The sequence below is a fragment of the Paracoccus versutus genome (assembly GCF_029909795.1).
Lineage (GTDB): Bacteria > Pseudomonadota > Alphaproteobacteria > Rhodobacterales > Rhodobacteraceae > Paracoccus > Paracoccus versutus.
This window is the reverse complement of sequence record NZ_CP038196.1, coordinates 2,106,451-2,126,867: the sequence shown is the minus strand read 5'-3', so window position 1 is coordinate 2,126,867 and position 20,417 is coordinate 2,106,451. Positions and strand designations below refer to the sequence as shown.

The 20,417-nt window shown below is 68.7% G+C and carries 21 protein-coding genes; 13 read left to right on the top strand and 8 right to left on the bottom strand.

Features of this window, described 5'->3' with window-relative positions:
• Nucleotides 1-398 precede the first annotated feature (398 nt).
• The gene (locus tag E3U25_RS10515; RefSeq protein WP_116220458.1) at nucleotides 399-1,433 is read right to left on the bottom strand and encodes an Ldh family oxidoreductase; all 1,035 of its coding nucleotides are present in this window, start codon (nucleotides 1,431-1,433) and stop codon (nucleotides 399-401) included.
• A gap of 141 nt (nucleotides 1,434-1,574) precedes the next feature.
• Here E3U25_RS10515 and E3U25_RS10510 point away from each other — a divergent pair, with 141 nt between their 5' ends.
• Together E3U25_RS10510 and aspA are read left to right on the top strand one after the other, a co-directional pair.
• Entirely contained in the window at nucleotides 1,575-2,471 is an 897-nt protein-coding gene (locus E3U25_RS10510) for a LysR family transcriptional regulator (RefSeq protein ID WP_114537646.1), read from the top strand.
• Nucleotides 2,472-2,628: 157 nt separating this feature from the next.
• Nucleotides 2,629-4,035, top strand: coding sequence for an aspartate ammonia-lyase (gene aspA, locus E3U25_RS10505; protein WP_116221638.1), 1,407 nt, complete (start codon nucleotides 2,629-2,631; stop codon nucleotides 4,033-4,035).
• Between the two features lie 37 nt (nucleotides 4,036-4,072).
• Here aspA and E3U25_RS10500 read toward each other — a convergent pair whose 3' ends face one another.
• On the bottom strand, nucleotides 4,073-5,275 hold the full coding sequence (locus E3U25_RS10500; protein ID WP_116221639.1) for a pyridoxal phosphate-dependent aminotransferase: 1,203 nt from the start codon (nucleotides 5,273-5,275) through the stop codon (nucleotides 4,073-4,075).
• 105 nt (nucleotides 5,276-5,380) lie between these two features.
• Between E3U25_RS10500 and E3U25_RS10495 the strand changes: the two genes are divergently transcribed.
• Together E3U25_RS10495 and E3U25_RS10490 are read left to right on the top strand one after the other, a co-directional pair.
• Entirely contained in the window at nucleotides 5,381-5,626 is a 246-nt protein-coding gene (locus E3U25_RS10495; protein ID WP_051419801.1) for an FAD assembly factor SdhE, read from the top strand.
• A gap of 91 nt (nucleotides 5,627-5,717) precedes the next feature.
• Nucleotides 5,718-6,236 (top strand): MarR family winged helix-turn-helix transcriptional regulator, encoded by a 519-nt coding sequence (locus E3U25_RS10490; RefSeq protein WP_370362661.1) that lies wholly within the window; start codon nucleotides 5,718-5,720, stop codon nucleotides 6,234-6,236.
• A 328-nt stretch (nucleotides 6,237-6,564) separates the two neighbouring features.
• Here the strand turns inward: E3U25_RS10490 and E3U25_RS10485 are convergent, their stop codons facing one another.
• Nucleotides 6,565-6,993 (bottom strand): VOC family protein, encoded by a 429-nt coding sequence (locus E3U25_RS10485; protein WP_116220459.1) that lies wholly within the window; start codon nucleotides 6,991-6,993, stop codon nucleotides 6,565-6,567.
• Nucleotides 6,994-7,149: 156 nt separating this feature from the next.
• On the opposite strand from E3U25_RS10485, the gene thyX reads away from it, so the two are divergent.
• Entirely contained in the window at nucleotides 7,150-8,055 is a 906-nt protein-coding gene (gene thyX, locus E3U25_RS10480; protein WP_036756272.1) for an FAD-dependent thymidylate synthase, read from the top strand.
• A 57-nt stretch (nucleotides 8,056-8,112) separates the two neighbouring features.
• Here the strand turns inward: thyX and E3U25_RS10475 are convergent, their stop codons facing one another.
• Nucleotides 8,113-8,895, bottom strand: coding sequence for a 3-hydroxybutyrate dehydrogenase (locus E3U25_RS10475; protein ID WP_036756275.1), 783 nt, complete (start codon nucleotides 8,893-8,895; stop codon nucleotides 8,113-8,115).
• A 396-nt stretch (nucleotides 8,896-9,291) separates the two neighbouring features.
• On the opposite strand from E3U25_RS10475, the gene E3U25_RS10470 reads away from it, so the two are divergent.
• The 3 genes from E3U25_RS10470 to E3U25_RS10460 are packed head-to-tail and all read left to right on the top strand — an operon-like array spanning nucleotide 9,292 to nucleotide 11,617.
• The gene (locus E3U25_RS10470; protein ID WP_116220460.1) at nucleotides 9,292-11,148 is read left to right on the top strand and encodes an extracellular solute-binding protein; all 1,857 of its coding nucleotides are present in this window, start codon (nucleotides 9,292-9,294) and stop codon (nucleotides 11,146-11,148) included.
• On the top strand, nucleotides 11,145-11,279 hold the full coding sequence (locus E3U25_RS10465) for a hypothetical protein (protein ID WP_255469645.1): 135 nt from the start codon (nucleotides 11,145-11,147) through the stop codon (nucleotides 11,277-11,279). The genes E3U25_RS10470 and E3U25_RS10465 overlap by 4 nt, the downstream gene beginning before the upstream one ends.
• Nucleotides 11,279-11,617, top strand: coding sequence for a hypothetical protein (locus E3U25_RS10460; protein ID WP_036756157.1), 339 nt, complete (start codon nucleotides 11,279-11,281; stop codon nucleotides 11,615-11,617). Before E3U25_RS10465 ends, E3U25_RS10460 begins: the two co-directional genes overlap by 1 nt.
• Nucleotides 11,618-11,677: 60 nt before the next feature.
• Here E3U25_RS10460 and ade read toward each other — a convergent pair whose 3' ends face one another.
• A complete protein-coding gene (ade, locus tag E3U25_RS10455) occupies nucleotides 11,678-13,453 on the bottom strand; it encodes an adenine deaminase (protein ID WP_116220461.1) in 1,776 nt (591 codons plus the stop codon).
• A 63-nt stretch (nucleotides 13,454-13,516) separates the two neighbouring features.
• On the opposite strand from ade, the gene recO reads away from it, so the two are divergent.
• A complete protein-coding gene (gene recO, locus E3U25_RS10450) occupies nucleotides 13,517-14,245 on the top strand; it encodes a DNA repair protein RecO (protein WP_116220462.1) in 729 nt (242 codons plus the stop codon).
• Here the strand turns inward: recO and E3U25_RS10445 are convergent.
• The 3 genes from E3U25_RS10445 to E3U25_RS10435 all read right to left on the bottom strand — a co-directional run bounded on the left by E3U25_RS10445 (nucleotide 14,214) and on the right by E3U25_RS10435 (nucleotide 16,781).
• Nucleotides 14,214-14,603 (bottom strand): META domain-containing protein, encoded by a 390-nt coding sequence (locus E3U25_RS10445; RefSeq protein WP_036756165.1) that lies wholly within the window; start codon nucleotides 14,601-14,603, stop codon nucleotides 14,214-14,216. The genes recO and E3U25_RS10445 overlap by 32 nt on opposite strands.
• Before the next feature lie 25 nt (nucleotides 14,604-14,628).
• Nucleotides 14,629-15,048: an META domain-containing protein gene (locus E3U25_RS10440; protein WP_036756167.1), complete on the bottom strand. Its 420-nt coding sequence runs from the start codon at nucleotides 15,046-15,048 to the stop codon at nucleotides 14,629-14,631.
• A gap of 77 nt (nucleotides 15,049-15,125) precedes the next feature.
• The gene (locus E3U25_RS10435) at nucleotides 15,126-16,781 is read right to left on the bottom strand and encodes an acyl-CoA dehydrogenase family protein (protein WP_116221640.1); all 1,656 of its coding nucleotides are present in this window, start codon (nucleotides 16,779-16,781) and stop codon (nucleotides 15,126-15,128) included.
• 732 nt (nucleotides 16,782-17,513) lie between these two features.
• On the opposite strand from E3U25_RS10435, the gene E3U25_RS10430 reads away from it, so the two are divergent.
• Genes E3U25_RS10430 through E3U25_RS10415 form a run of 4 tightly spaced genes read left to right on the top strand, consistent with a single transcriptional unit; the run spans nucleotide 17,514 to nucleotide 20,392 of the window.
• Nucleotides 17,514-18,287, top strand: coding sequence for a sulfite exporter TauE/SafE family protein (locus tag E3U25_RS10430; protein ID WP_116220463.1), 774 nt, complete (start codon nucleotides 17,514-17,516; stop codon nucleotides 18,285-18,287).
• Between the two features lie 28 nt (nucleotides 18,288-18,315).
• The gene (dapE, locus tag E3U25_RS10425; RefSeq protein WP_116220464.1) at nucleotides 18,316-19,464 is read left to right on the top strand and encodes a succinyl-diaminopimelate desuccinylase; all 1,149 of its coding nucleotides are present in this window, start codon (nucleotides 18,316-18,318) and stop codon (nucleotides 19,462-19,464) included.
• Entirely contained in the window at nucleotides 19,461-19,880 is a 420-nt protein-coding gene (locus E3U25_RS10420) for a GNAT family N-acetyltransferase (RefSeq protein ID WP_116220465.1), read from the top strand. The genes dapE and E3U25_RS10420 overlap by 4 nt, the downstream gene beginning before the upstream one ends.
• Nucleotides 19,877-20,392 (top strand): hypothetical protein, encoded by a 516-nt coding sequence (locus E3U25_RS10415; protein WP_116220466.1) that lies wholly within the window; start codon nucleotides 19,877-19,879, stop codon nucleotides 20,390-20,392. Before E3U25_RS10420 ends, E3U25_RS10415 begins: the two co-directional genes overlap by 4 nt.
• Nucleotides 20,393-20,417 lie beyond the last annotated feature (25 nt).

Here is a 20,417-nt window from a genome sequence, read left to right as displayed (position 1 = left end):
AACGGCCCGTCGCGGTTCTGGATCGGCACCGCGGCACCGCGCGGGCCTGTCCGCGGGGCCGTGGCAGCGCGGCCCGGCGGCCTGCCAGTCCGGCGGCTGGCGTGGCGAGGATCCGCCGCTCCAGTTCCGCCGATGCCGCGCCCGGTGGCCCGCCCTGAGCCGAGAACCGACGGCTAGGCTTCTGCACCTGATGCACAGGATCGGAACGGGGGCCTGCCTTGCAAGCCCCGCGCAATGCCGGCGTCGCGCATGATCGGCCCCTGCCCTGGGGCCGGCCGCACCGCCTGGGACGGATGGACGATTCTGCTCAGCCGCTTTCCGGCAGCCAGCGCACGGGACAGGCCGCGATGCATGCCGACCGCCGGTCGTGCAGCCGCTTGGCCCCCGCCGGACCGCGATCAGCCCAGCGCCGCCAGCCCCTCGCGCTGGAAGCGCTCGATCAGCGCCAGTTCGGCGGCGGTCAGGGCGATGCCCTCGGCCTCGGAGCGGGCGCGGGCGGCAAGGCGGCGCTGGCCGGGCAGGCGCGCGCCCTGGCCCAGGATGGCGTCGAACAGCGCCTCGGCCGCAGCCAGCGGATCACCGGGCCGGCCTGCGGCGAAACGCGCCGGCGAAAAGGCCAGGATCAGCTCGCCATGCCTGGGTGCCAGGGCCAGCGTGCCCAGTTCGTCCAGCGCGCCCTGGCTGGTCAGGTCGCCGATCATCACCCCCGCCAGCAGCTCGACCATGGTCGAGATGGCCGAGCCCTTGTGCCCGCCAAAGGGCAGCATGGCCCCGGCCAGCGCCGCCTGGGGATCGGTGGTGGGCTGGCCGGCCGCGTCCAGCGCCCAGCCTTCGGGCAGGGGTTCGCCCGCCCGCGCCAGCAGCTCGATCTCGCCCCGCGCCGCGGCCGAGGTGGCGAAGTCGAAGACGTAGGGGGCGGCCCCCGCACGCGGCCAGGCAAAGGCGATGGGGTTGGTGCCCAGGATCGGCCGGTTGCCGCCCGCCGGGGCGACGGTGGCATAGCTGGGGCACATGGCAAGCCCGGCAAGGCCGCGCGCCGCCAGCGCCTCGACCTCGGGCCACAGCGCCGAGTAATGCACGCAATCGTTGATGACCAGCGCCGCCAGCCCCAGCTTTTCCGCGCGGCCGGCCAGCGCCGGCAGGCCCAGTTCGAAGGCGGCGGGGGAAAAGCCGCCGCCGGCCCCGACCCGGATCACGGCGCTGCCCTCGTCGATCAGCTCCGGCCGCGCATCGGGGGAAACCTTGCCGGCCGCCAGGGTGCGCAGGCTGCCTTCGATGCGATAGATGCCGTGCGATTTCGCGCCGTCGCGCTCGGCGGCGGTGATGATGCGGGCGATGGCATCGGCCTGCTGGGCGTTGAAGCCGGCGCGCATGAAAAGCGACTCGACCATCCGGCCAAGCTCGGCCACCGTCACCATCGTGCTGTCGTCCATGCGCCCTTCCCCGTCTGATGCCCGCCAGAAAACCGGATTTTCCCGCCAGGGGCAAGCATTCAGGCCCGATTGCCGCCCGCAAGGCGGCCAGGCATGGCGCGCCCGCGCCGGCTCGGCTAAAGCGGCAGGAAAGGGGGGCGCATGGATCTGAAATGGCTTGAGGACTTCCTGAGCCTGGCCGAGACGCACAGCTTCTCGCGCTCGGCCGAGCTGCGCGGCGTCACGCAAAGCGCCTTCAGCCGCCGCATCCGCGCGCTGGAGGAATGGCTGGGCACCGACCTGCTGTCGCGCGACAGCTACCCGGTGTCGCTGACGCCCGAGGGCGTGCTGTTCCGCGAGACGGCCGAAGAGGTCGTGCGCATGATCCTCGCCCGCCGCGCCGAGTTCCGCGACCATGCCCGAAGCCGGGGCGGCGAGATTTCCTTCGTGGCGCTGCACAGCCTGACCGTGACCTTCCTGCCGGGCTGGCTGATGCGGCTGAAGGCGGCGGCGGGGCAGATGACCAGCCGCGTCAAGCCCGAGAATTTCGACCGCTGCATCGAGGCCCTGACCGAGGGCGGCTATGACTTCTTCCTGACCTATGCCCATCCGCAGGTGAACATCCCGCTGGACCCCGCGGGCTATCCGCATCTGGTGGTGGGCCAGGACAGCCTGGTCGCCGTCGCCCGCCCCGGCTTTCCGCAGGAATGGCGGACCGAGGGCATGCCGATGCTGAAATATTCCCGCGGCTCGTTCCTGAACGCCATGGCGCGCATCGCGCTGGCGCAGCCCGGCGCGCCCAGGGTCTATGTCGCCCATACCGACGAAGCCAGCATGGCCGAGGCGATGAAAAGCATGGCCGTGGCCGGGCATGGCCTGGTCTGGCTGCCCCGCCGGCTGGTCGAGGCCGAGATCGCGACCGGCCGGCTGGAGGTCGTGGCCCCGGAACTGCCGATGGAGATCCGGCTTTACCGCAATGCGGCGCGCGGCCGCGGCATCACCGGGCGGGTCTGGCAGGCCGCGCGCGAGTTGGGCGAAGGTTATGCAGGATCGGAATAACCCAGCGCGACTTCGCATTGGAAAATACCCGCGATCCTGCCTAAATCTTTGACACATGGGGCGCGCGAACGCCCTGCCTATCGCAACAGATCCGACAGAAATGCGCATCGCGCCCGCACCGCCACCGGCGGGCGGCGCGCCTGCGCCCGAGGTGAACATGACCAAGACCCGCATCGAACACGACCTGCTTGGCGACCGCGAGGTGCCCGCCAACGCCTATTGGGGCGTCCACACCCTGCGCGCCGTCGAGAATTTCCCGATCTCCGGCAGGCCCATCGGCGAAATTCCCGAGCTGATCCGCGCGCTGGCCGCGATCAAGCAGGCGGCGGCGCTGGCCAATGCCGATCTGGGGCTGCTTTCGGCCGAGCGCCGCGACGCCATCGTCGCCGCCTGCGAGGAAATCCGCGCCGGCCAGCTGCACGACCAGTTCGTCGTGGACCAGATCCAGGGCGGCGCCGGCACCTCGACCAACATGAACGCCAACGAGGTCATCGCCAACCGCGCGCTGGAGATCATGGGCCATGCCAAAGGCGAATACAAATACCTGCATCCCAACGAGCATGTGAACATGAGCCAATCGACCAACGACGTCTATCCGACGGCGTTGCGGCTGGCCTCGTGGCGGGGCTTGCAGAACGTGATCGCGGCGCTGGCCTCGCTGCGCGGCGCCTTTGCCGAGAAGGGCGCGGAATTCGCCGAAATCCTCAAGATGGGCCGCACCCAGCTGCAAGAGGCGGTGCCGATGACCCTGGGCCAGGAGTTCAACGCCTTCGCCATCACCATCGGCGAGGACGAGATGCGCCTGGCCGAGGCCGCCAGCCTGATCTGCGAGATCAACCTGGGCGCCACCGCCATCGGCACCGGCATCACCACCCATCCCGACTATGCCGAGCGGGTGCGGGCGCGGCTGGCCGAAATCACCGTGATCCCGGTCGTCACCGCCCCCGACCTGGTCGAGGCGACGCAGGATTGCGGCGCCTTCGTGCAGGTCTCGGGCGTGCTGAAGCGGGTGGCGGTCAAGCTGTCGAAGATCTGCAACGACCTGCGGCTGCTGTCCTCGGGGCCGCGCGCCGGCTTCAACGAGATCAACCTGCCGGCGAAACAGGCCGGTTCCTCGATCATGCCGGGCAAGGTGAACCCGGTCATCCCCGAGGTGGTCAACCAGGTCGCCTTCGAGGTGATCGGCAACGACATGACCATCACCATGGCCGCCGAGGGCGGGCAGTTGCAGCTGAATGCCTTCGAGCCGGTGATCGCCTACAGCATGTTCCGCTCGGTCAGCCACCTGATCGCGGCCTGCAACACGCTGGAGCATAATTGCGTGCGCGGCATCACCGCCAATCGCGACGTGCTGAAGGAAACCGTGCGCCGCTCGATCGGCATCGTCACGGCGCTGAACCCCTATATCGGCTATGCCGCCGCCACCGAGCTCGCGACCGAGGCGCATCTGACCGGCCGCGGCGTCTATGAGCTGGTGCTGGAAAAGGGGCTTTTGCCAAAAGAGCGGCTGGACGCCATCCTGCGCCCGGAAAGCCTGACCAGGCCGCAGCTTTTCGTCAACTAAGGCAGGCGGGGCGGGGTTTCGGCCCCGCCGCTTCGCTTTAGCGCAGCCCCTCGCAGAACCCCTTGATCCGCGCGCAGGCATCCGCCAGCACCGCGTCCGATGTGGCGTAGGAGATGCGGAAATGCGGCGAAAGCCCGAAGGCCGCGCCAAAGACCACCGCGACCCCGGTCTCGTTCAACAGCGCGGTGGCGAATGCCTCGTCATCCGCGATCAACGTGCCGCCGGCCGAGGTCTTGCCGATCAGCGCCGCGATCGAGGGGTAGACGTAGAACGCCCCCTGCGGCACCGGGCAGTCGATGCCGGGACAGGCGTTCAGCCCCGCCACCACCAGGTCGCGGCGGCGCTGGAACACGGCGCGGCTTTCCACGATATAGTCCTGCGGCCCCTGCAACGCGGCCAGCGCGGCATATTGGCTGATCGAGCAGGGGTTCGAGGTCGATTGCGACTGCAGCTTGGCCATGGCGCGAATCAGTTCCTCGGGGCCCGCGCCATAGCCGATGCGCCAGCCGGTCATGGCATAGGCCTTCGACACGCCGTTCATGGTCAGCGTGCGCGATTTCAGCCCCGGCTCGACCTGGGCCGGGGTGACGAAGCGGAAATCGTCGAAAACCAGATGCTCGTAGATGTCGTCCGCCAGCACCCAGACCTGCGGATGGCGCATCAGCACCTGGGTCAGGGCGCGCATGTGTTCGACGGCATAGCCCGCGCCGGTGGGGTTCGAGGGCGAATTGAGGATCAGCCATTTCGTCCGCGGCGTGATCGCCGCCTCCAGCTGTTCGGGGGTGATGCGATAGCCGTTCTGCATCGCGCCCTCGACCACCACGGGCGTGCCGCCGGCCAGCAGCACCATGTCCGGGTAGCTGACCCAATAGGGCGCGGGAATGATGACCTCGTCGCCCGGATTCAGCGTCGCCATCAGTGCGTTGTAGAGGATCTGCTTGCCGCCGGTGCCGACCGTCACCTGCGCGGGCGCATAGTCCAGCCCGTTTTCCCGCGCGAACTTGTCGCAGATGGCGCGCTTCAGTTCCGGGATGCCGTCCACCGCGGTATAGCGGGTATGGCCGGCGTCGATGGCGGCCTTGGCCGCCTCGCGGATATGCGCGGGCGTGTCGAAATCGGGCTCGCCGGCGGACAGGCCGATGATGTCCCGCCCCTCGGCCGCAAGCTCGCGGGCGCGGGTGGTGATGGCGATGGTGGGCGAGGGTTTGACGCGGGCGAGCGTCTGCGACAAAAAGCTCATCGAATTCATCCTGCGGCTGGCTGCCCCGTCATAGGGGCGGCGCCGCGGACAGGCAAGCCGGGGGCAAGCGTGGACGAGAACGAAGCAAGGCTGAAGCGGCTGCGGATGCGCAGCTGGCGGCGGGGCACCAAGGAGATGGACCTGATCCTGGGCCCGTTCTCGGACAGCGAGCTTGACGGGCTGAGCCCCGAGGAGCTGGACCTTTACGAGGCGCTGCTAAGCGAAAACGACCAGGATCTGTATCCCTGGATCACCGCCCGGCTGGGCGACGCCCGCCCAGGACCGCAGGCGCTGCTGCCCATCCTGGACCGCGTGGCGGGTTTTGCCCATCAGCGGCTGGCACGGAAATAGGCGCAATTTTAGCAAACTGCGCGGCGATTAACCGAAGATTGGCAAATCTGCGCCATGGTGGCGGAAACGAGGCCAAGAACGGAACCCGCTTATGCAACAGCGCAGCTCTGCCCACACGGTGCCGGCCCTGCGGCCCTTGCCGCCGCGGACCAACCGGGCCGACGCCTATCTGGAAAGCCTGCAAATGCTGGAGCGGCTGCATCGGCTTTTGCTGGATCTGGTCAAGGACGAGTTCGAGCGGCTGGGCCGCTCGGACCTGACGCCGGTGCAGGCGCTGCTGATCTACAATCTCGGCACGTCGGAGGTGACGGCGGGCGAATTGCGCTCGCGCGGGATGTATCAGGGCTCGAACGTCTCCTACAATCTCAAGAAGCTGGTCGAGCTGGGCTATGTCCACCATGAACGCTGCGAGATGGACCGCCGCGCGGTCCGGGTGCGGCTGACCCAGACGGGGCAAGAGGTGCGCGATTGCGTGGCGCGGCTGTTTGCCCGCCATGCCGAAGGGCTGGAACTGTCCGGCGTGCTGGACGATCCGCCCATCGAGGCGGTGAACCTGCAATGGCGCCGGGTCGAAAGATTCTGGGCCGAGCAGATCCGCTACATCTATTGAATCGCGCCGCCGCGGCATGGCCCGGCGGCGCCGTCATGCCCGGCCCGCACCGGCATCGGCCGCGGGGGCCCTTCTCCCCGCCGGCCGGTCCCGGCAACGGGCCGGGCATCCAGCGTCTCAATGCGCGCGGTCAGGTCTGCGATCAGCCGACCCGACCCGGCGCAGGCCGGGCATGTCCAGACCTTGCGCCGCCTTGTGCCGGGGCCCCGCCCCCTACCAGTGGCCGGTGTTCTGCATGCTGGCCCAGGGCTCTTGCGGCGGCCCGGCCCGACCCGGCGCGGGCCGGGTATGTCCAGACCCTGCGCCGCCTTTCGCCGGGCCCCGCCCCCTACCAGTGGCCGGTGTTCTGCATGCTGGCCCAGGGCTCTTGCGGCGGCAGCGCCTCGCCCTCTTGCAGCAATTCGATCGAGATGTTGTCGGGGCTGCGGACAAAGGCCATGTGGCCGTCGCGCGGCGGGCGGTTGATGGTCACGCCCGCATCCATCAGCCTCTGGCACATCTCGTAGATATCTTCGACCCGATAGGCGAGATGGCCGAAATGCCGGCTGTCCGAGGGCAGGCCGTCGTCGCCGTCCCAGTTCCAGGTCAGCTCGACCGGGCATTCCGGCTGGCCGGGCGGCGCCATGAAGACCAGGGTGAAGCGCCCCTTCTCATTGTCGATTCGCCGCGTCTCCTCCAGCCCGAGCAGGCGGAAGAATGCCATCGTCTTTTCCAGATCGAGCACGCGGACCATGGTGTGCAGATAGCGGACCTTCATCTGTCGCTCCTTTCCGTTCGCTGCGACCAGACTGGCATGGCGGCGGCCGGACCGCAACGTGGGGCGATCGGCTGCACCCGCCGCGTCCATACTGCCGGTTGATTGAATCCCCCGTCGGTGCCACAAGATATGCCCAACAGCACGAAGGATTCCGCCATGCCCCTGACCCCCGAACAACAGGCCGAGATCGACGAGCTGCGCGCCAGCCCGCGCCCCACCCTGCGCGCCGTCTCCGAGGGGATGGAGGGCCATCTCTACCGGGCGCATCCGGTGCTGGATCACGGGCTGGTGCGGGTCATCGACTACATGGGCGACGACGGCGCGATCACCCAGGCCGCGCGGGTCAGCTATGGCCGCGGCACGAAATCGGTCAGCAACGACGAGGGGCTGATCCGCTACCTGATGCGGCACTGGCACTCGACCCCGTTCGAGATGTGCGAGGTCAAGTTCCACGTCAAGCTGCCGGTCTTCGTCGCCCGGCAATGGATCCGCCACCGCACCGCCAACGTGAACGAATATTCGGCGCGCTATTCGATCCTGGACCGCGAATTCTACATCCCCGCCCCCGAACACCTGGCCGCGCAATCGACGGTGAACAACCAGGGCCGCGGCCAGGTGCTGGAGGGGGACGAGGCCGCCCGCGTCCTCGACATCCTGCGCGAGGACGCGATGCGCAGCTATGACCATTACGAGGCGATGCTGAGCCAGGAGGGCCAGCAGGGCCTGGCGCGCGAACTGGCGCGGATGAACCTGCCGGCGAATGTCTATACGCAATGGTATTGGAAGGTCGACCTGCACAACCTGTTCCATTTCCTGCGCCTGCGCGCCGATGCCCATGCGCAATACGAGATCCGCACCTATGCCGAAACCATGTGCGGCATCGTCAAGGACTGGGTGCCCTTCGCCTACGCCGCCTTCGAGGATTACCGGCTGGGCGGCATGCAGCTTTCCGCCAGGGGCGTCGAGGCGCTGAAGCGCCGCCTGGCCGGCGAGACGGTCACGCAGGAAAACAGCGGCATGAGCAAGGGCGAATGGCGCGAGTTCGAGGCGGCCTGGGGCTGACCGCCCGCCCGCGATCCCCTTGGGCAAAGGGGCGGGAAACCCCGTCGCGGCGGCGCCCTAAAGCGCCGTCCACCCCCCGTCCACCGAGATCGTCGTGCCGGTGATCTGCTCGGCCGCCGGCGAACACAGGAAGACCGCCGTGCCGCCCATCTGCTCGACCGTGGCGAACTGCCCCGAGGGCTGGCGGTGCAGCATGACCTTGGCGATCACGTCCTCGCGGCTCAGGTTGTGGGTCTTCATCTGGTCGGGGATCTGCTTTTCCACGATGGGCGTCAGCACATAGCCGGGGCAGATGGCGTTGCAGGTGATCGGCTCCTTCGCCGTCTCCAGCGCCGTCACCTTGGTCAGGCCGACGATGCCGTGCTTGGCGGCGACATAGGCCGACTTGTATTCGCTGGCCGTCAGCCCATGCGCCGAGGCGATGTTGATCACCCGCCCCCAGCCCGCCTCGCGCATCAGCGGCAGCGCCACCGCCGTGGTGTGAAAGGCGGAGGACAGGTTGATGGCGATGATCGCGTCCCATTTCTCGGCCGGGAAATCCGGGATCGGCGCGACATGCTGGATGCCGGCATTGTTCACCAGGATGTCGCAGGCGCCGGCCTTTTCGATCAGGGCGCGGCACTCGGCCCCCTTCGACATGTCGGCCTGGATGTAGCGGACCTTGACGCCATGCTCGGCGGCCAGGCTTTCGGCCAGGGCGTGATCCTCGGGCGCGTCGGTAAAGCTGTTCAGCACCAGATCCGCCCCGGCCCGCGCCAGCTCATGCGCGATGCCAAGCCCGATCCCCGAGTTCGAACCCGTCACCACCGCCGTCTTGCCGCCAAGGAATTTCTGGAACATCGCTGCCTCCACGCCTGCGTTGCTGTTGCCGCCGCAGCATGGGGAAAAAGCCCGCACCGCACAAGGTCGGACACCGGCGGCGCGGCAAGGCGCGGGGGCCGCCGGCGATGGCAGGGGAAATACCGCTTCGTTCACTTTTTTGCGCGCTCGATTCCCCCGGCGGGCGCGGGCAGGCAAGGCTGCGGCCGGATCGCGAAACCCCCAAGAAAAAAGCGCCCGCACAAGGCGGGCGCAAGTCATGAGGCAGGTTTCATACAGGCAAGAAACCTATCGAGCAGTGCCTTATCTATACGCTTTTCGCCCCATGAGTCCAAGGCGTAAGTTTGCTTCAAGGTGAACGGGCGGTTAATCTGGGCACGGGCAGAACCAACGACCCGGAAAACAGGGCCATCGAGCATGCGATTCTTCAAGTTTGCTAACGAATCCGCGATCTGGCGGCGAATCGCCCTGTACCTGTGTGTTGCATCCATGCCGCTGGCAAGCCTTGCCGAACCCCGGCATGCCATTGCAATGTATGGAGAACCTGCGCTTCCGGCCGGCTTCACCCACCTGCCCTATGCCAATCCCGAGGCGCCCAAGGGCGGCACGATTCGCCTGGCCGAGACGGGCACCTTCGATTCGCTCAACCCCTGGATCCTGATGGGCAACCCGGTCTGGCCGATCTTCACCCAGCCGGGGTTGGTGACCGAGTCGCTGATGATGCGCTCGATCGACGAGCCCTTCACCCTCTACGGCCTCCTGGCCGAAAGCGTCGAGACCGATGCCGACCGGACATGGGTCGAGTTCACCCTGCGCCCCGAGGCCCGCTTTTCCGACGGCACGCCGGTAACGATCGAGGACGTGATGTGGTCCTATGAGGTGCTGGGGACCAAGGGGCATCCGCGCTATACTGCCGTCTGGTCCAAGGTCGAGACGATGGAACAGACCGGGCCGCGCTCGGTCCGGTTCACCTTCAACACCGCCGACCGCGAGCTGTCGATGCTGATGGGCATGCGGCCGATCCTGAAGAAGGCGCAATGGCAGGGGCGCGATTTCGGCCAGTCCAGCCTGATGGTCCCCATCGGATCGGGGCCCTATGTCATCGACAAGGTCGATCCGGGCCGGGCGATCAGCTTTCGCCGCAACCCGGATTACTGGGGCCGCGACCTGGCGGTCAGCCGGGGGCTGCACAATTTCGACGTGATCCGCTATGACTATTTCGGCGATGCCTCGGCCATGTTCGAGGCGTTCAAGGCCGGCGAGATCGACGTCTGGCGCGAACTGGTCGCGGCGCGCTGGGAACGCAATTTCGACTTTCCCGCCATGCGCGACGGCCGGATGGAGAAATCCGAGATCGCGCATGGCCGCCCCTCGGGGATCATGGGGCTGGTGATGAACACCCGCAATCCGCTGTTTGCCGACTGGCGGGTGCGGCAGGCGATGATCGAAGCCTTCAACTATCGCTTCATCAACATGACGCTGACCGGCGGCAAGGATCCGCGGATCACCAGCTATTTCGCCAATTCCGATCTGGCGATGCAGCCCGGCCCCGCCACCGGGCGCGAGGCCGCGTTGCTGGCCCCCTTCGCCGACCAGCTGCCGCCCGGCACCATCGAAGGCTATGCCCTGCCCAAGGGCGGCGAGCGCGCCATCGACCGCCGGGGCATCCGCGCCGCGCTGGACCTGCTGGGCGAGGCCGGCTGGACCGTGCAGGAGGGCGAGCTGCGCGACGCGAAGGGCCGCCCCTTCGCCTTCGAGATCCTGCTGAACCAGTCGGGCAGCGCCATGCGCACCAGCGCCGAGACCCGGCAGATCATCGACATCTTCGTGCAATCGCTGCGCAATCTGGGCATCCGGCCGACGGTGACGATGCTCGATGCCGCGCAATATGTGGAACGGACGAACAATTACCAGTTCGACATGACCTGGTATGAACGCGGGCTGTCGCTGTCGCCCGGCAACGAACAGCGGCTCTATTGGGGCCGCGAGGGCGTGGCCAAGCCGGGCAGCCGCAACTGGATGGGCATGGACAGCCCCGCCGCCGAGGCGATGATCGCCGAGATGGGCCACGCCCGCACACATGAGGATTTCGTCGCAGCGGTCAGGGCCCTTGACCGAATCTTAACCGCCGGACGCTATGTCATCCCGGTCAGCTATTCACGGATTTCCCGCTTGGCCCATCGTGCCGACCTGGATTATCCTGAAAACACGCCGCTTTATGGTGACTGGCCCGGCTTCATGCCAGAAACCTGGTGGCAGGAGGAAAGAGAATGAAATTCAGTCGGATCGCAGCCATCCTGACCCTTCTTGCGCTTGCCGCGTGCAATACCGTGGCCGGCGTGGGCGAGGACATCACCGGCGCCTCGCGCATGGTGCAGGGCGGCCTGGGCGGAGGAGGCTACTGATGAAATGGGTTCACGTCCGCGACAACTGGCCCGCCTTCTTCGAGGCCATCGTCGAGAAATGGCCTGCGGCCGATGAAAGCGACCTCGAGGAGATCGACGGCGACCAGCGCGCCTTCATCACCTATATCGCCGAAGTCACCGGGCAGGAGATCGACGAGACCAAGGACGAGATCCGCGAATGGCTGGCGGGCGAAATCCCCTCGGACATCGTCATGGACCCGATCCACGACAATCACTCGATCAACCTGTCGGCGAAATATGTCGGCGAGGGCGAGGACGAATATGACGACGACGCCCGCTTCGGCGATGACGACGAAGTGCCCGACGACGGCGACTGACGCACGCGCCGCGGCCAGCCCCGGCCCATCCCGGCCGGGGGTCGTGCCGGGGCTGCAGGGCTAGACCAGCAGGTCGACCAGTTCGAACCGGGTCACGTCGACGATGCCCAGGTCCGAGATGCGCAGCTCGGGGATCACCACCAGCGCCAGGAGCGAATGCTGCATATACGCGTTGTTGAGCCGGCAGCCGCAATCCTGCATCGCCTTGACGATCCCCTGCGCCGCCTCGGCCACTTCCTCGGCGGGCAGGTCGGACATCAGCCCGGCGATGGGCAGCGCCACCGTCGCCAGTTCCTCGCCGTCGCGGAACACGGTGACGCCGCCGCCGATCCGGCCCAGGTGGTTGGCCGCCGCCGCCATGCTGTCGCGGCAGGTGCCGACGACGATCATGTGATGGCTGTCATGCGCCACGGTCGAGGCCACCGCCATCCGGCCCTGGTAGCCGAAGCCCGAGACGAAGCCGTTCACCACGCCGCCCGTCGCCCGGTGGCGTTCGACCAGCGCGATATGGCAGGTCTCGCCCTGCGCCTCGATCACGCCGTCGCGGATCGGCAGCTCGGCGGTCAGCGCGCGGGTCGGGGCCTGGTTCTCGACCACGCCGATCACCCGCACCCGCGCGCTGTCGCCCATGGCGCGCACGGCGAAATCCGCGCCGGCAAGGCGGCGCCCCAGATGCACCGAGTTGCGCGCCTCGTCGGGCCAGGCGATGCGCGGGCAATCCACCAGCAGCTTGCCGCCTTCGGCGACCAGCCGCCCCTGCGCGATCACCGCCTCGATGGGCAGGCTGTGCAGGTCGCGGGTCAGGATCACGTCCGCCCGCCGACCCGGCGTGATGCTGCCCAGCTCGCGTTCCAGCCCGAAATGCTGGGCCGCGTTGATCGTCGCCATCTGGATCGCCACCAGCGGATCGCAGCCGCAGTCGATGGCATGGCGCACCACCCGGTTCATGTGTCCGTCATGGACCAGCGTGCCGGAATGGCTGTCGTCGGTGCAAAGGATGAAGAAGCGCGGGTCGAGCCCCTTTTCGGTGATCGCGGTGATCTGGCTTTCAACGTCATACCAGGCCGAGCCCAGCCGCATCATGCAGCCCATGCCCTGGCGCACGCGGGCGATGCCCTGCGCCTCGGTCGTGGTCTCGTGGTCGTCCGCGGCGCCGCCGGCGACATAGGCGTGGAAGGGCCGGCCCAGGTCGGGGCTGGCGTAATGGCCGCCCACCGTCTTGCCGGCGGCGCGGGTGGCGGCGATCTCGGCCAGCATCTGCCGGTCGCCCGCGGCGACGCCGGGAAAGTTCATCATCTCGCCCAGGCCGACGATGCCGTCCCAGCCCATGGCCTGCGCCACCTCGCCCTCGGTGATCGGCTGGCCGGTGGTCTCCAGGCCGGGGGCGGATGGCGCGCAGCTGGGCATCTGGGTAAACATGCTGATCGGCTGGAGCAGCGATTCGTCCCGCATCAGCCGCACGCCGTTAAGCCCCAGCACATTGGCGATCTCATGCGGGTCGTGGAAGATCGTCGTCGTGCCATGCGGGATCACGGCGGCGGCAAAGCCGGCGGGCGTCAGCATCCCCGATTCGACATGCATATGCGCGTCGATCAGGCCGGGAACCATGTAGCGGCCCGCCGCCTCGATGACCTGCGTATCGGGGCCGATCGAGGGCCCGGCATCGGCGCCGACATAGGCCACCCGGCCGTCGGCCACGGCGATGTCGATGCCGGGGATCACCTCGCGGGTGTGGACATTGACCCATTGCCCGCCCCGGATCACCAGATCCGCCGGCGCGCGCCCCGCCGCCACTTCGACCAGCCGGGCCTGGGCCTCGATCCACGGTTTCAACATGCCTGCCTCCTTGTCCGTCGCCCCCAGATTGCGGCAGGGTGGCGCGAAAGGAAAGGCGGCGCGATGGAATGGAGCGGCGAGGCCAGCGTGATGGCGCTGCAACGGCACGGCGAAAGCGCCGCGATCCTGACCGTGCTGACGCGCGAGGCAGGGCTGATCCGCGGCCTGGTGCCCGGCGGCGCCAGCGCCAGGCGCGCCGCCATGCTGCAGCCGGGCAACCGGGTCAGCCTGCGCTGGCGGGCGCGGCTTGAGGAACAGCTGGGCACCTTCAGCATCGAGCCGGCGCGGGCGCGGCCGGGGCTGCTGGCCGGTGCCGATGCGCTGGCCGGGGTGAATGCCGTCACCGCGCTGCTGACCTTTGCCCTGCCCGAGCGCGACCCCCATCCCCACCTTGCCGCCGCGACCGAGGCGCTGCTGGACCTGATGGACGCGGGCGAGGATTGGGCGGAAGCCTATCTGCGCTGGGAAATGCGGCTTCTGGACGAGCTGGGCTTCGGGCTGGACCTGACCAGCTGCGCGGTGACGGGATCGCGCGAGGGGCTGGCCTATGTCAGCCCGCGCTCGGGCCGGGCGGTTTCGGCGCAGGCGGCGGGGGACTGGGCACCGCGGCTCTTGCCCCTGCCCGCCATGCTGGGCGGGCGCGGCAATGGCGGGATCGAGGACGCGCTGGCCCTGACCGGGCATTTCCTGCAATCGCGGCTGGCCGAGAGCCATGCGGGCAAGCCCCTGCCGCCCGCACGCGCCCGGCTGGTCGCCCGGCTTACGGCGTCGCGATCCGCCAGCGGATGGTGACATCCGGGCCGGTCATCACCAGCTCCTCGCCCTCGCGCCTGGCCTCGCGCACCGCGCCGAGCGCCTGGAAGAACGCGTGCTCGCCGCCCTCTTGCAGGCAGGCGCGGCGCGTCACCGCCAGCGCGCCCAGGTCCAGCGCCGGCAGCGCGGCGTTGTTGCGGCCGGTGAACAGGTTGCAGGGCCCCTGCCCCGAGACCGCGCCGTCCTCGGCGATGCGCAGGCTCGGCGTGCCCGAAACCGTGACGCCCTCGACCGCGACCAGCGCATAGTCGCCGGGGATCTGCGCCGCGCCGTCCGGTTCGGCCGCGCAGGCGGCCAGGCCCAGGGGCAAGGACAGGGCCAGGATCAGCTTGCGCATGGCGCGCCTCCTTCCGGGCAAGGGGTCATTCCTTGCGATAGCCCGGCTCATAGGTCAGGTAGGTCGGCCCCTTGATGGTCAGCACGCCGCCCTCGAAGGTGATGCCGTCGGCGGCCGACAGCGCCTGCAGATAGCGCGTCTCCAGCCGGCCGGCATTGCCCGAACAGGCCATCTCGGTCGTGGTCAGCGGGCCCAGCGCAAAGCCCGGCGGCTCGGCGGTCTGGCTGGCCGAATACTGGTTGCAGGGCGCCTTGCCCGAAATCGAGCCGTCCGCCGCGATGGTCATGCCGACATTGCGCTGCGGCACGGTGTCGGAACCGATGCCGACCAGCACATAGGCGCCGGTCGGGATATTGCTGCCCGGAACGTCGGGCGTGGCGGGCTCGCAGGCGGCAAGGCCGAGCGTGGCGGCGAAGGCCACGGAAATCATCGGGATGCGGTTCATGGGCAGCTCCGTTACGTCATGTTGCTGCCATAATGCCCTAACGGCCCCCGCTGTCCAGCAGGGGCCGGAATTTCATCCTAGTCCAGTAGCCTGCGTGCAATAACCTGGGCCTGGATCTCGGCCGCGCCCTCGAAGATGTTCAGGATGCGCGCGTCGCACAGCACGCGGCTGATGGCGTATTCCAGCGCAAAGCCGTTGCCGCCATGGATCTGCAAGGCATTGTCGGCCGCCGCCCAGGCGACGCGCGCGCCCAAGAGCTTGGCCATGCCGGCCTCCAGGTCGCAGCGCCGGCCGTGGTCCTTTTCCCAGGCGCTGAAATAGGTCAGCTGGCGGGCGATCATGATTTCCACCGCCATCATCGCCAGCTTGTCGGCGACGCGCGGGAACTCGATCAGCGGTTTGCCGAACTGCTTGCGGTCGATGGCGTATTGCATGCCGATCTCGGCCGCCGATTGCGCCACGCCCACGGCGCGGGCGGCGGTCTGGATGCGCGCCGATTCGAAGGTCTCCATCAGCTGCTTGAAGCCGCGCCCCGGCTCGCCGCCCAGCAGGTTCTCGCCCTTGACCCGGAAGCCGTCGAAGCCGAGTTCGTATTCCTTCATGCCGCGATAGCCCAGCACCTCGATCTCGCCGCCCGTCATGCCGGGGGTCGGGAAGGGGTCGTCGTCGGTGCCCGGCGTCTTTTCCGCCAGGAACATCGACAATCCGCGCCAATCCGTGGTCTCGGGGTCGGTGCGCGCCAGCAGCGTCATGACATGGGTGCGCTGCGCATGGGTGATCCAGGTCTTGTTGCCGGTGACGACCCAATCCTCGCCGTCGCGCACGGCCCGCGTGCGCAGGCTGCCCAGGTCCGAGCCGGTATTCGGCTCGGTAAAGACCGCCGTCGACAGGATCTCGCCCGAGGCCAGCGCCGGAAGCCATTTCGCCTTCTGCGCCTCGGTGCCGCCGCAGAGGATCAGCTCGGCCGCGATCTCGCTGCGGGTGCCCAGCGAACCCACGCCGATATAGCCGCGCGACAGCTCCTCGGTCACGACCACCATCGAGGCTTTCGAGAGGCCCAGCCCCCCGAATTCCTCGGGGATGGTCAGGCCAAAAACGCCCAGCTCGGCCAGTTCCTCGATGATCTCCATCGGGATCAGCTGGTCCTTCAGGTGCCATTCATGGGCGTTGGGGATCACCCGCTCGTCGGCATAGCGGCGGAACTGGTCGCGGATCATCTCCAGATCCTCGTCCAGCCCGGTGGCGCCAAAGGTGGCGCGGCCATGGTTGTCCTGCATCAGCCGCGCCAGCTCGGCCCGCGCCTGGGCGGTATTGCCGCGCATCAGCGCGGCCGCCGCCTCGCCCGGCTTCCAGTCGATGCCCAGGTCCGAAAGCCGGGCGAACTCGGTCTGGCTCATCGGGATGCCGCCGGCGATCTGGGTCAGGTATTCGCCCAGGCCGATCTGCAGGATCAGCGCCTCGGTGCGGCCCAGGCCCCCCGCCTCGGCCAGCCGCCCGGCCCAGCCGGCCAGCTGGCGCACCGATTCGACATAGGTCGCCAGCCAGGACAGCGCATGGGCGGCGTGCTGGTGTTCCTCCAGAAGCGCCGGTTGCGGCTTGCCCGCGGGGGCGACCAGCGCGCGCAGCGCCTCGGTCGCGCGGGATTGCAGGGATTCGAGTTCCGGCAGGGCCTCGCCTGCAAGCGCAAGCAGGGCGGAAGGCGTATCGGCTGGCATCGCGGGCATGTCCTTCATGGCAGATTCCTTCATGCGGCGTTGCAGCATGACTAGCCGTTTCGCAATTGCAGCGCAACTATCATGCGCGATATAGCCGCATTATGAACTAAAATGTCCCGTCAGTCGCGCCTATTGCCGGGCTGGGTGCCCACGGAATATGGGCCGGGACGATGGCACAGCGCCAGGCTGCTGCCGTCGAGCAGGACGGTCTGGCAACGGTCGATCCCCCTTTGCGACCGGCCCTAGGACAAGGGGGAACACCGTGTCGAACCCTTCCGCCCGGCCCCGCCCAGCAGCTTGCCTATTGCGTCCGCGCCCCGAGTGACGGCGGGGCCGTGCCTTGGCCCGAAGCGGCTGGCGAGGGCCTTGGCATGGCGGGGCGTGAACCGCTGGACATCCAGCCGGATGCGCAGCGATCCAGGGCCTGCCGTAGGTCAGGCTGACATCCCTGCGCCACATGGCCGGATGGGTCTGGTCCGCCACCGTCACCGGCACGCAATCGGCCGTCGGCGCTGCCGTTCCTCGGCAGCGCGCCCTTGATCCGGGCGCTGCTCCGGCTCGGGGCGAGGGGCGTGCCAGCCGCCCCGTGCTTCCGGCCCAGGCCGAGGCGTTGCCGGTGATCCGGTCTGGCGCGCGGGGGGATGGCGCCTCTTTCCGCCTGGGAGCCTGCCTCTTGTGCTTTGCGGAAAGATCCGAGGCGCGCTAAGCACCTTGCCAGAACCCGCAGAATCTTAGCGTCGCCCAAGGAACATGTTCGGCCTCGATCCCTTCCATTTCTGGATCGCCATCGCGATCACGCTGTTTTCCGGCTTCGTGAAGGGTGCCATCGGCTTTGCCATGCCGATGATCATGCTGGCGGCGCTGGGTTCCTTCCTGCCCGCCCAGCAGGCGGTCGCCGCGGTGATCCTGCCGGTGCTGGTCACGAACATCCGCCAGGCGCTGCGCGGCGGCTGGCGCCCGGCATGGCAGGCGACCTGGGACTGGCGCTGGCATGTCGGCATGGTGGTGCTGTTCATCCCGGTCAGCGCCTTTTTCGCGACCCGCGTGCCGCAAGGGCTGATGTATGCGCTGATCGGCCTGCCGATCATGCTGTTCGCGCTGTGGCAGATCCTGGGGCGCAGCATGGTCCTGCCCGTCCATCACCGCCGCCGCGTGGAGATCGCGACCGGCGTGACCGGCGGGCTGATCGGCGGCATCTCGGGCATCTGGGGGCCGCCGCTGCTGGTGCTGCTGCTGTCGCTGCACGTGCCCAAGGCCGAGCAGATGCGCGTGCAGGGCGTGGTGTTCTTCATCGGCGCGGCGGTGCTGACCGCCTCGCATCTGCAATCGGGGCTGCTGAACGCCCGGACCCTGCCGTTCTCGGCGATCCTGGTCATCCCGGCGCTGATCGGCATGGGGCTGGGCTATCTGGCGCATGACCGGCTGGACGCGGCGCGGTTCCGGCGCTGGACGCTGCTGCTGCTGGTGCTGACCGGCGCCAACCTGCTGCGCCGCGCGCTGGAGCTTGCGGGCCCGGCGGTGTAACCAGGGGGCCAAAAGCGAAAGGCCGCCCATGACCACGATCCCCGATCCCGCCCAACTGACCGCAAGGCTGATCCGCTGCGCCTCGGTCACGCCCGACGAGGGCGGCGCGCTGCTGCTGCTGGCGGATGTGCTGGGCGCGGCGGGCTTCGAATGCCATCGCGTCGACCGCGAGGGGGTGCCGAACCTGTTCGCGCGCTGGGGGGCCAAGGGCGCGCGCAGCTTCGGCTTCAACGGCCATACCGACGTGGTGCCGCCCGGCGATCCGGCCAGCTGGACGCATCCGCCCTTTTCCGGGCACGAGGCCGAGGGCTGGATCTGGGGCCGGGGCGCCACCGACATGAAATCCGGCGTCGCCGCCTTCGTCGCCGCCGCCATCGGCTTCGTGACCGAGACCCCGCCGCCGGACGGCGCGGTGGTCCTGGCCATCACCGGCGACGAGGAGGGGCCGGGCAAGCACGGCACCCGCGCGCTGCTCGACTGGATGGCCATGCATGGCGAGCGGATGGATGTCTGCATCGTCGGCGAGCCCTCGAACCCCGACCGCATGGGCGAGATGATCAAGATCGGCCGCCGCGGCTCGATGACCCTGCAGGTCGAGGCGCATGGCATCCAGGGCCATGCCGCCTATCCGCATCGCGCCCGCAACCCGATCCACGCGCTGCTGCGGCTGCTGCACGAGCTGACCGAGGCGCCGCTGGACGAGGGGACCGAGCATTTCGACCCCTCGGGCTTGCAGGTGACGACGGTGGATTGCGGCAACCCGGCCTCGAACGTGATCCCGGAACGGGTGCGGGCGACGATCAACATCCGCTTCAACGACGCGTATACGTCGGGCAGCCTCGACCGCATGATCCGGGCGCGGGCGGCGGCGATCTCGGCCGATACCAAGGTGGATTTCGCCATCTCGACCGACGTTTCGGGCGAAAGCTTCCTGACCCGGCCCGGCCCCTTCGTCGACCTGGTCGCCGGCGTGGTGCGCGAGGAGACGGGGCTGACCCCCGCGCTTTCCACCTCGGGCGGCACCTCGGACGCGCGTTTCGTCAAGGATCACTGCCCGGTGCTTGAATTCGGGCTGGTGGGGCATTTCATGCATCAGGTGGATGAGCGCGTGCCGGCCGAGCAGGTGCGCCAGCTTGCCCGCATCTATCGCCGCATCCTGGAGCGTTACTTCGCATGATCGAAAAGACCACCGACCTTGCGACCTGCCGCGCGATCCGGCGCGCGGTCTTCATCATCGAGCAATCCGTCCCCGAGGCCGAGGAATGGGACGGCCGCGACGGCGAGGCGATCCACCTGCTGGCCCGCGACGCCTCGGGCGCGGCGGTGGGCACCGCCCGCATCCTGGTCCAGGGCGCGACCGGGAAGATCGGCCGCGTCGCCGTGCTGCAATCCGCCCGCGGCACCGGCGCCGGCGCGGCGCTGATCCGCGCGGCGCTGGAGGAATTGCGCGCCATGCCCGGCGTCACCCGCGCCAAGCTGGGCGCCCAGACCCATGCCATCGGCTTTTACGAAAAGCTGGGCTTTGCCGCCTATGGCCCGGAATACGACGATGCCGGCATCCCGCATCGGGACATGGCGCTGGACCTGGGATGATCCGCCCGGAGCTGGCCGAAAAGCTGCGCCCCTGGGCCGAGACCGGCACCGCGCTGGCCGCGACCGCCTTCGGGCTGTGGGTGTTCTCGCTGGGCGGCTGGATCCTGTGGCCGATCGGCGCCGCGATCGCCGGGGCCTCGGCGCTCTGGGCGCTGGACGCGCGGCGGCGGATGCGGTTCCGCCACGACACGCTGGGCCCCGGCATGGTCGAGCTGGACGAGGGCGCGATCCGCTACCTGTCGCCCAACCGGCTGCTGGGCGGCGAGATCGCGCTGCGCGAGTTGAACGAAATCCGGCTGATGCGGCTGAACGGCCGCCGGCACTGGCGGCTGAAAAGCGCCGACGGGCAGGCGCTGCTGATCCCCGTCGATGCCTCGGGGGCCGAACATCTGGCCGGCGCCTTCGCCACCTTGCCGGGGATCGAGATGGGCCGGGTCGCCGCCGCGCTGGCCGAGGGGGCGCCCACGATCCAAACCCTTTGGACGAGGCCGGTTCGCGCCCGCTTGACTTGAGCCGCCCGCCTTGCCACCTGTGGCG

Excerpts from the sequence above, each read along its gene's own strand:
- E3U25_RS10515 (WP_116220458.1), bottom strand. The coding sequence starts at position 1,433 with ATGGACGACAGCACGATGGTGACGGTGGCCGAGCTTGGCCGGATGGTC.
- E3U25_RS10510 (WP_114537646.1), top strand. The coding sequence starts at position 1,575 with ATGGATCTGAAATGGCTTGAGGACTTCCTGAGCCTGGCCGAGACGCAC.
- aspA (WP_116221638.1), top strand. The coding sequence starts at position 2,629 with ATGACCAAGACCCGCATCGAACACGACCTGCTTGGCGACCGCGAGGTG.
- E3U25_RS10500 (WP_116221639.1), bottom strand. The coding sequence starts at position 5,275 with ATGAGCTTTTTGTCGCAGACGCTCGCCCGCGTCAAACCCTCGCCCACC.
- E3U25_RS10495 (WP_051419801.1), top strand. The coding sequence starts at position 5,381 with ATGCGCAGCTGGCGGCGGGGCACCAAGGAGATGGACCTGATCCTGGGC.
- E3U25_RS10490 (WP_370362661.1), top strand. The coding sequence starts at position 5,718 with ATGCAACAGCGCAGCTCTGCCCACACGGTGCCGGCCCTGCGGCCCTTG.
- E3U25_RS10485 (WP_116220459.1), bottom strand. The coding sequence starts at position 6,993 with ATGAAGGTCCGCTATCTGCACACCATGGTCCGCGTGCTCGATCTGGAA.
- thyX (WP_036756272.1), top strand. The coding sequence starts at position 7,150 with ATGCCCCTGACCCCCGAACAACAGGCCGAGATCGACGAGCTGCGCGCC.
- E3U25_RS10475 (WP_036756275.1), bottom strand. The coding sequence starts at position 8,895 with ATGTTCCAGAAATTCCTTGGCGGCAAGACGGCGGTGGTGACGGGTTCG.
- E3U25_RS10470 (WP_116220460.1), top strand. The coding sequence starts at position 9,292 with ATGCGATTCTTCAAGTTTGCTAACGAATCCGCGATCTGGCGGCGAATC.
- E3U25_RS10465 (WP_255469645.1), top strand. The coding sequence starts at position 11,145 with ATGAAATTCAGTCGGATCGCAGCCATCCTGACCCTTCTTGCGCTTGCC.
- E3U25_RS10460 (WP_036756157.1), top strand. The coding sequence starts at position 11,279 with ATGAAATGGGTTCACGTCCGCGACAACTGGCCCGCCTTCTTCGAGGCC.
- ade (WP_116220461.1), bottom strand. The coding sequence starts at position 13,453 with ATGTTGAAACCGTGGATCGAGGCCCAGGCCCGGCTGGTCGAAGTGGCG.
- recO (WP_116220462.1), top strand. The coding sequence starts at position 13,517 with ATGGAATGGAGCGGCGAGGCCAGCGTGATGGCGCTGCAACGGCACGGC.
- E3U25_RS10445 (WP_036756165.1), bottom strand. The coding sequence starts at position 14,603 with ATGCGCAAGCTGATCCTGGCCCTGTCCTTGCCCCTGGGCCTGGCCGCC.
- E3U25_RS10440 (WP_036756167.1), bottom strand. The coding sequence starts at position 15,048 with ATGAACCGCATCCCGATGATTTCCGTGGCCTTCGCCGCCACGCTCGGC.
- E3U25_RS10435 (WP_116221640.1), bottom strand. The coding sequence starts at position 16,781 with ATGAAGGACATGCCCGCGATGCCAGCCGATACGCCTTCCGCCCTGCTT.
- E3U25_RS10430 (WP_116220463.1), top strand. The coding sequence starts at position 17,514 with ATGTTCGGCCTCGATCCCTTCCATTTCTGGATCGCCATCGCGATCACG.
- dapE (WP_116220464.1), top strand. The coding sequence starts at position 18,316 with ATGACCACGATCCCCGATCCCGCCCAACTGACCGCAAGGCTGATCCGC.
- E3U25_RS10420 (WP_116220465.1), top strand. The coding sequence starts at position 19,461 with ATGATCGAAAAGACCACCGACCTTGCGACCTGCCGCGCGATCCGGCGC.
- E3U25_RS10415 (WP_116220466.1), top strand. The coding sequence starts at position 19,877 with ATGATCCGCCCGGAGCTGGCCGAAAAGCTGCGCCCCTGGGCCGAGACC.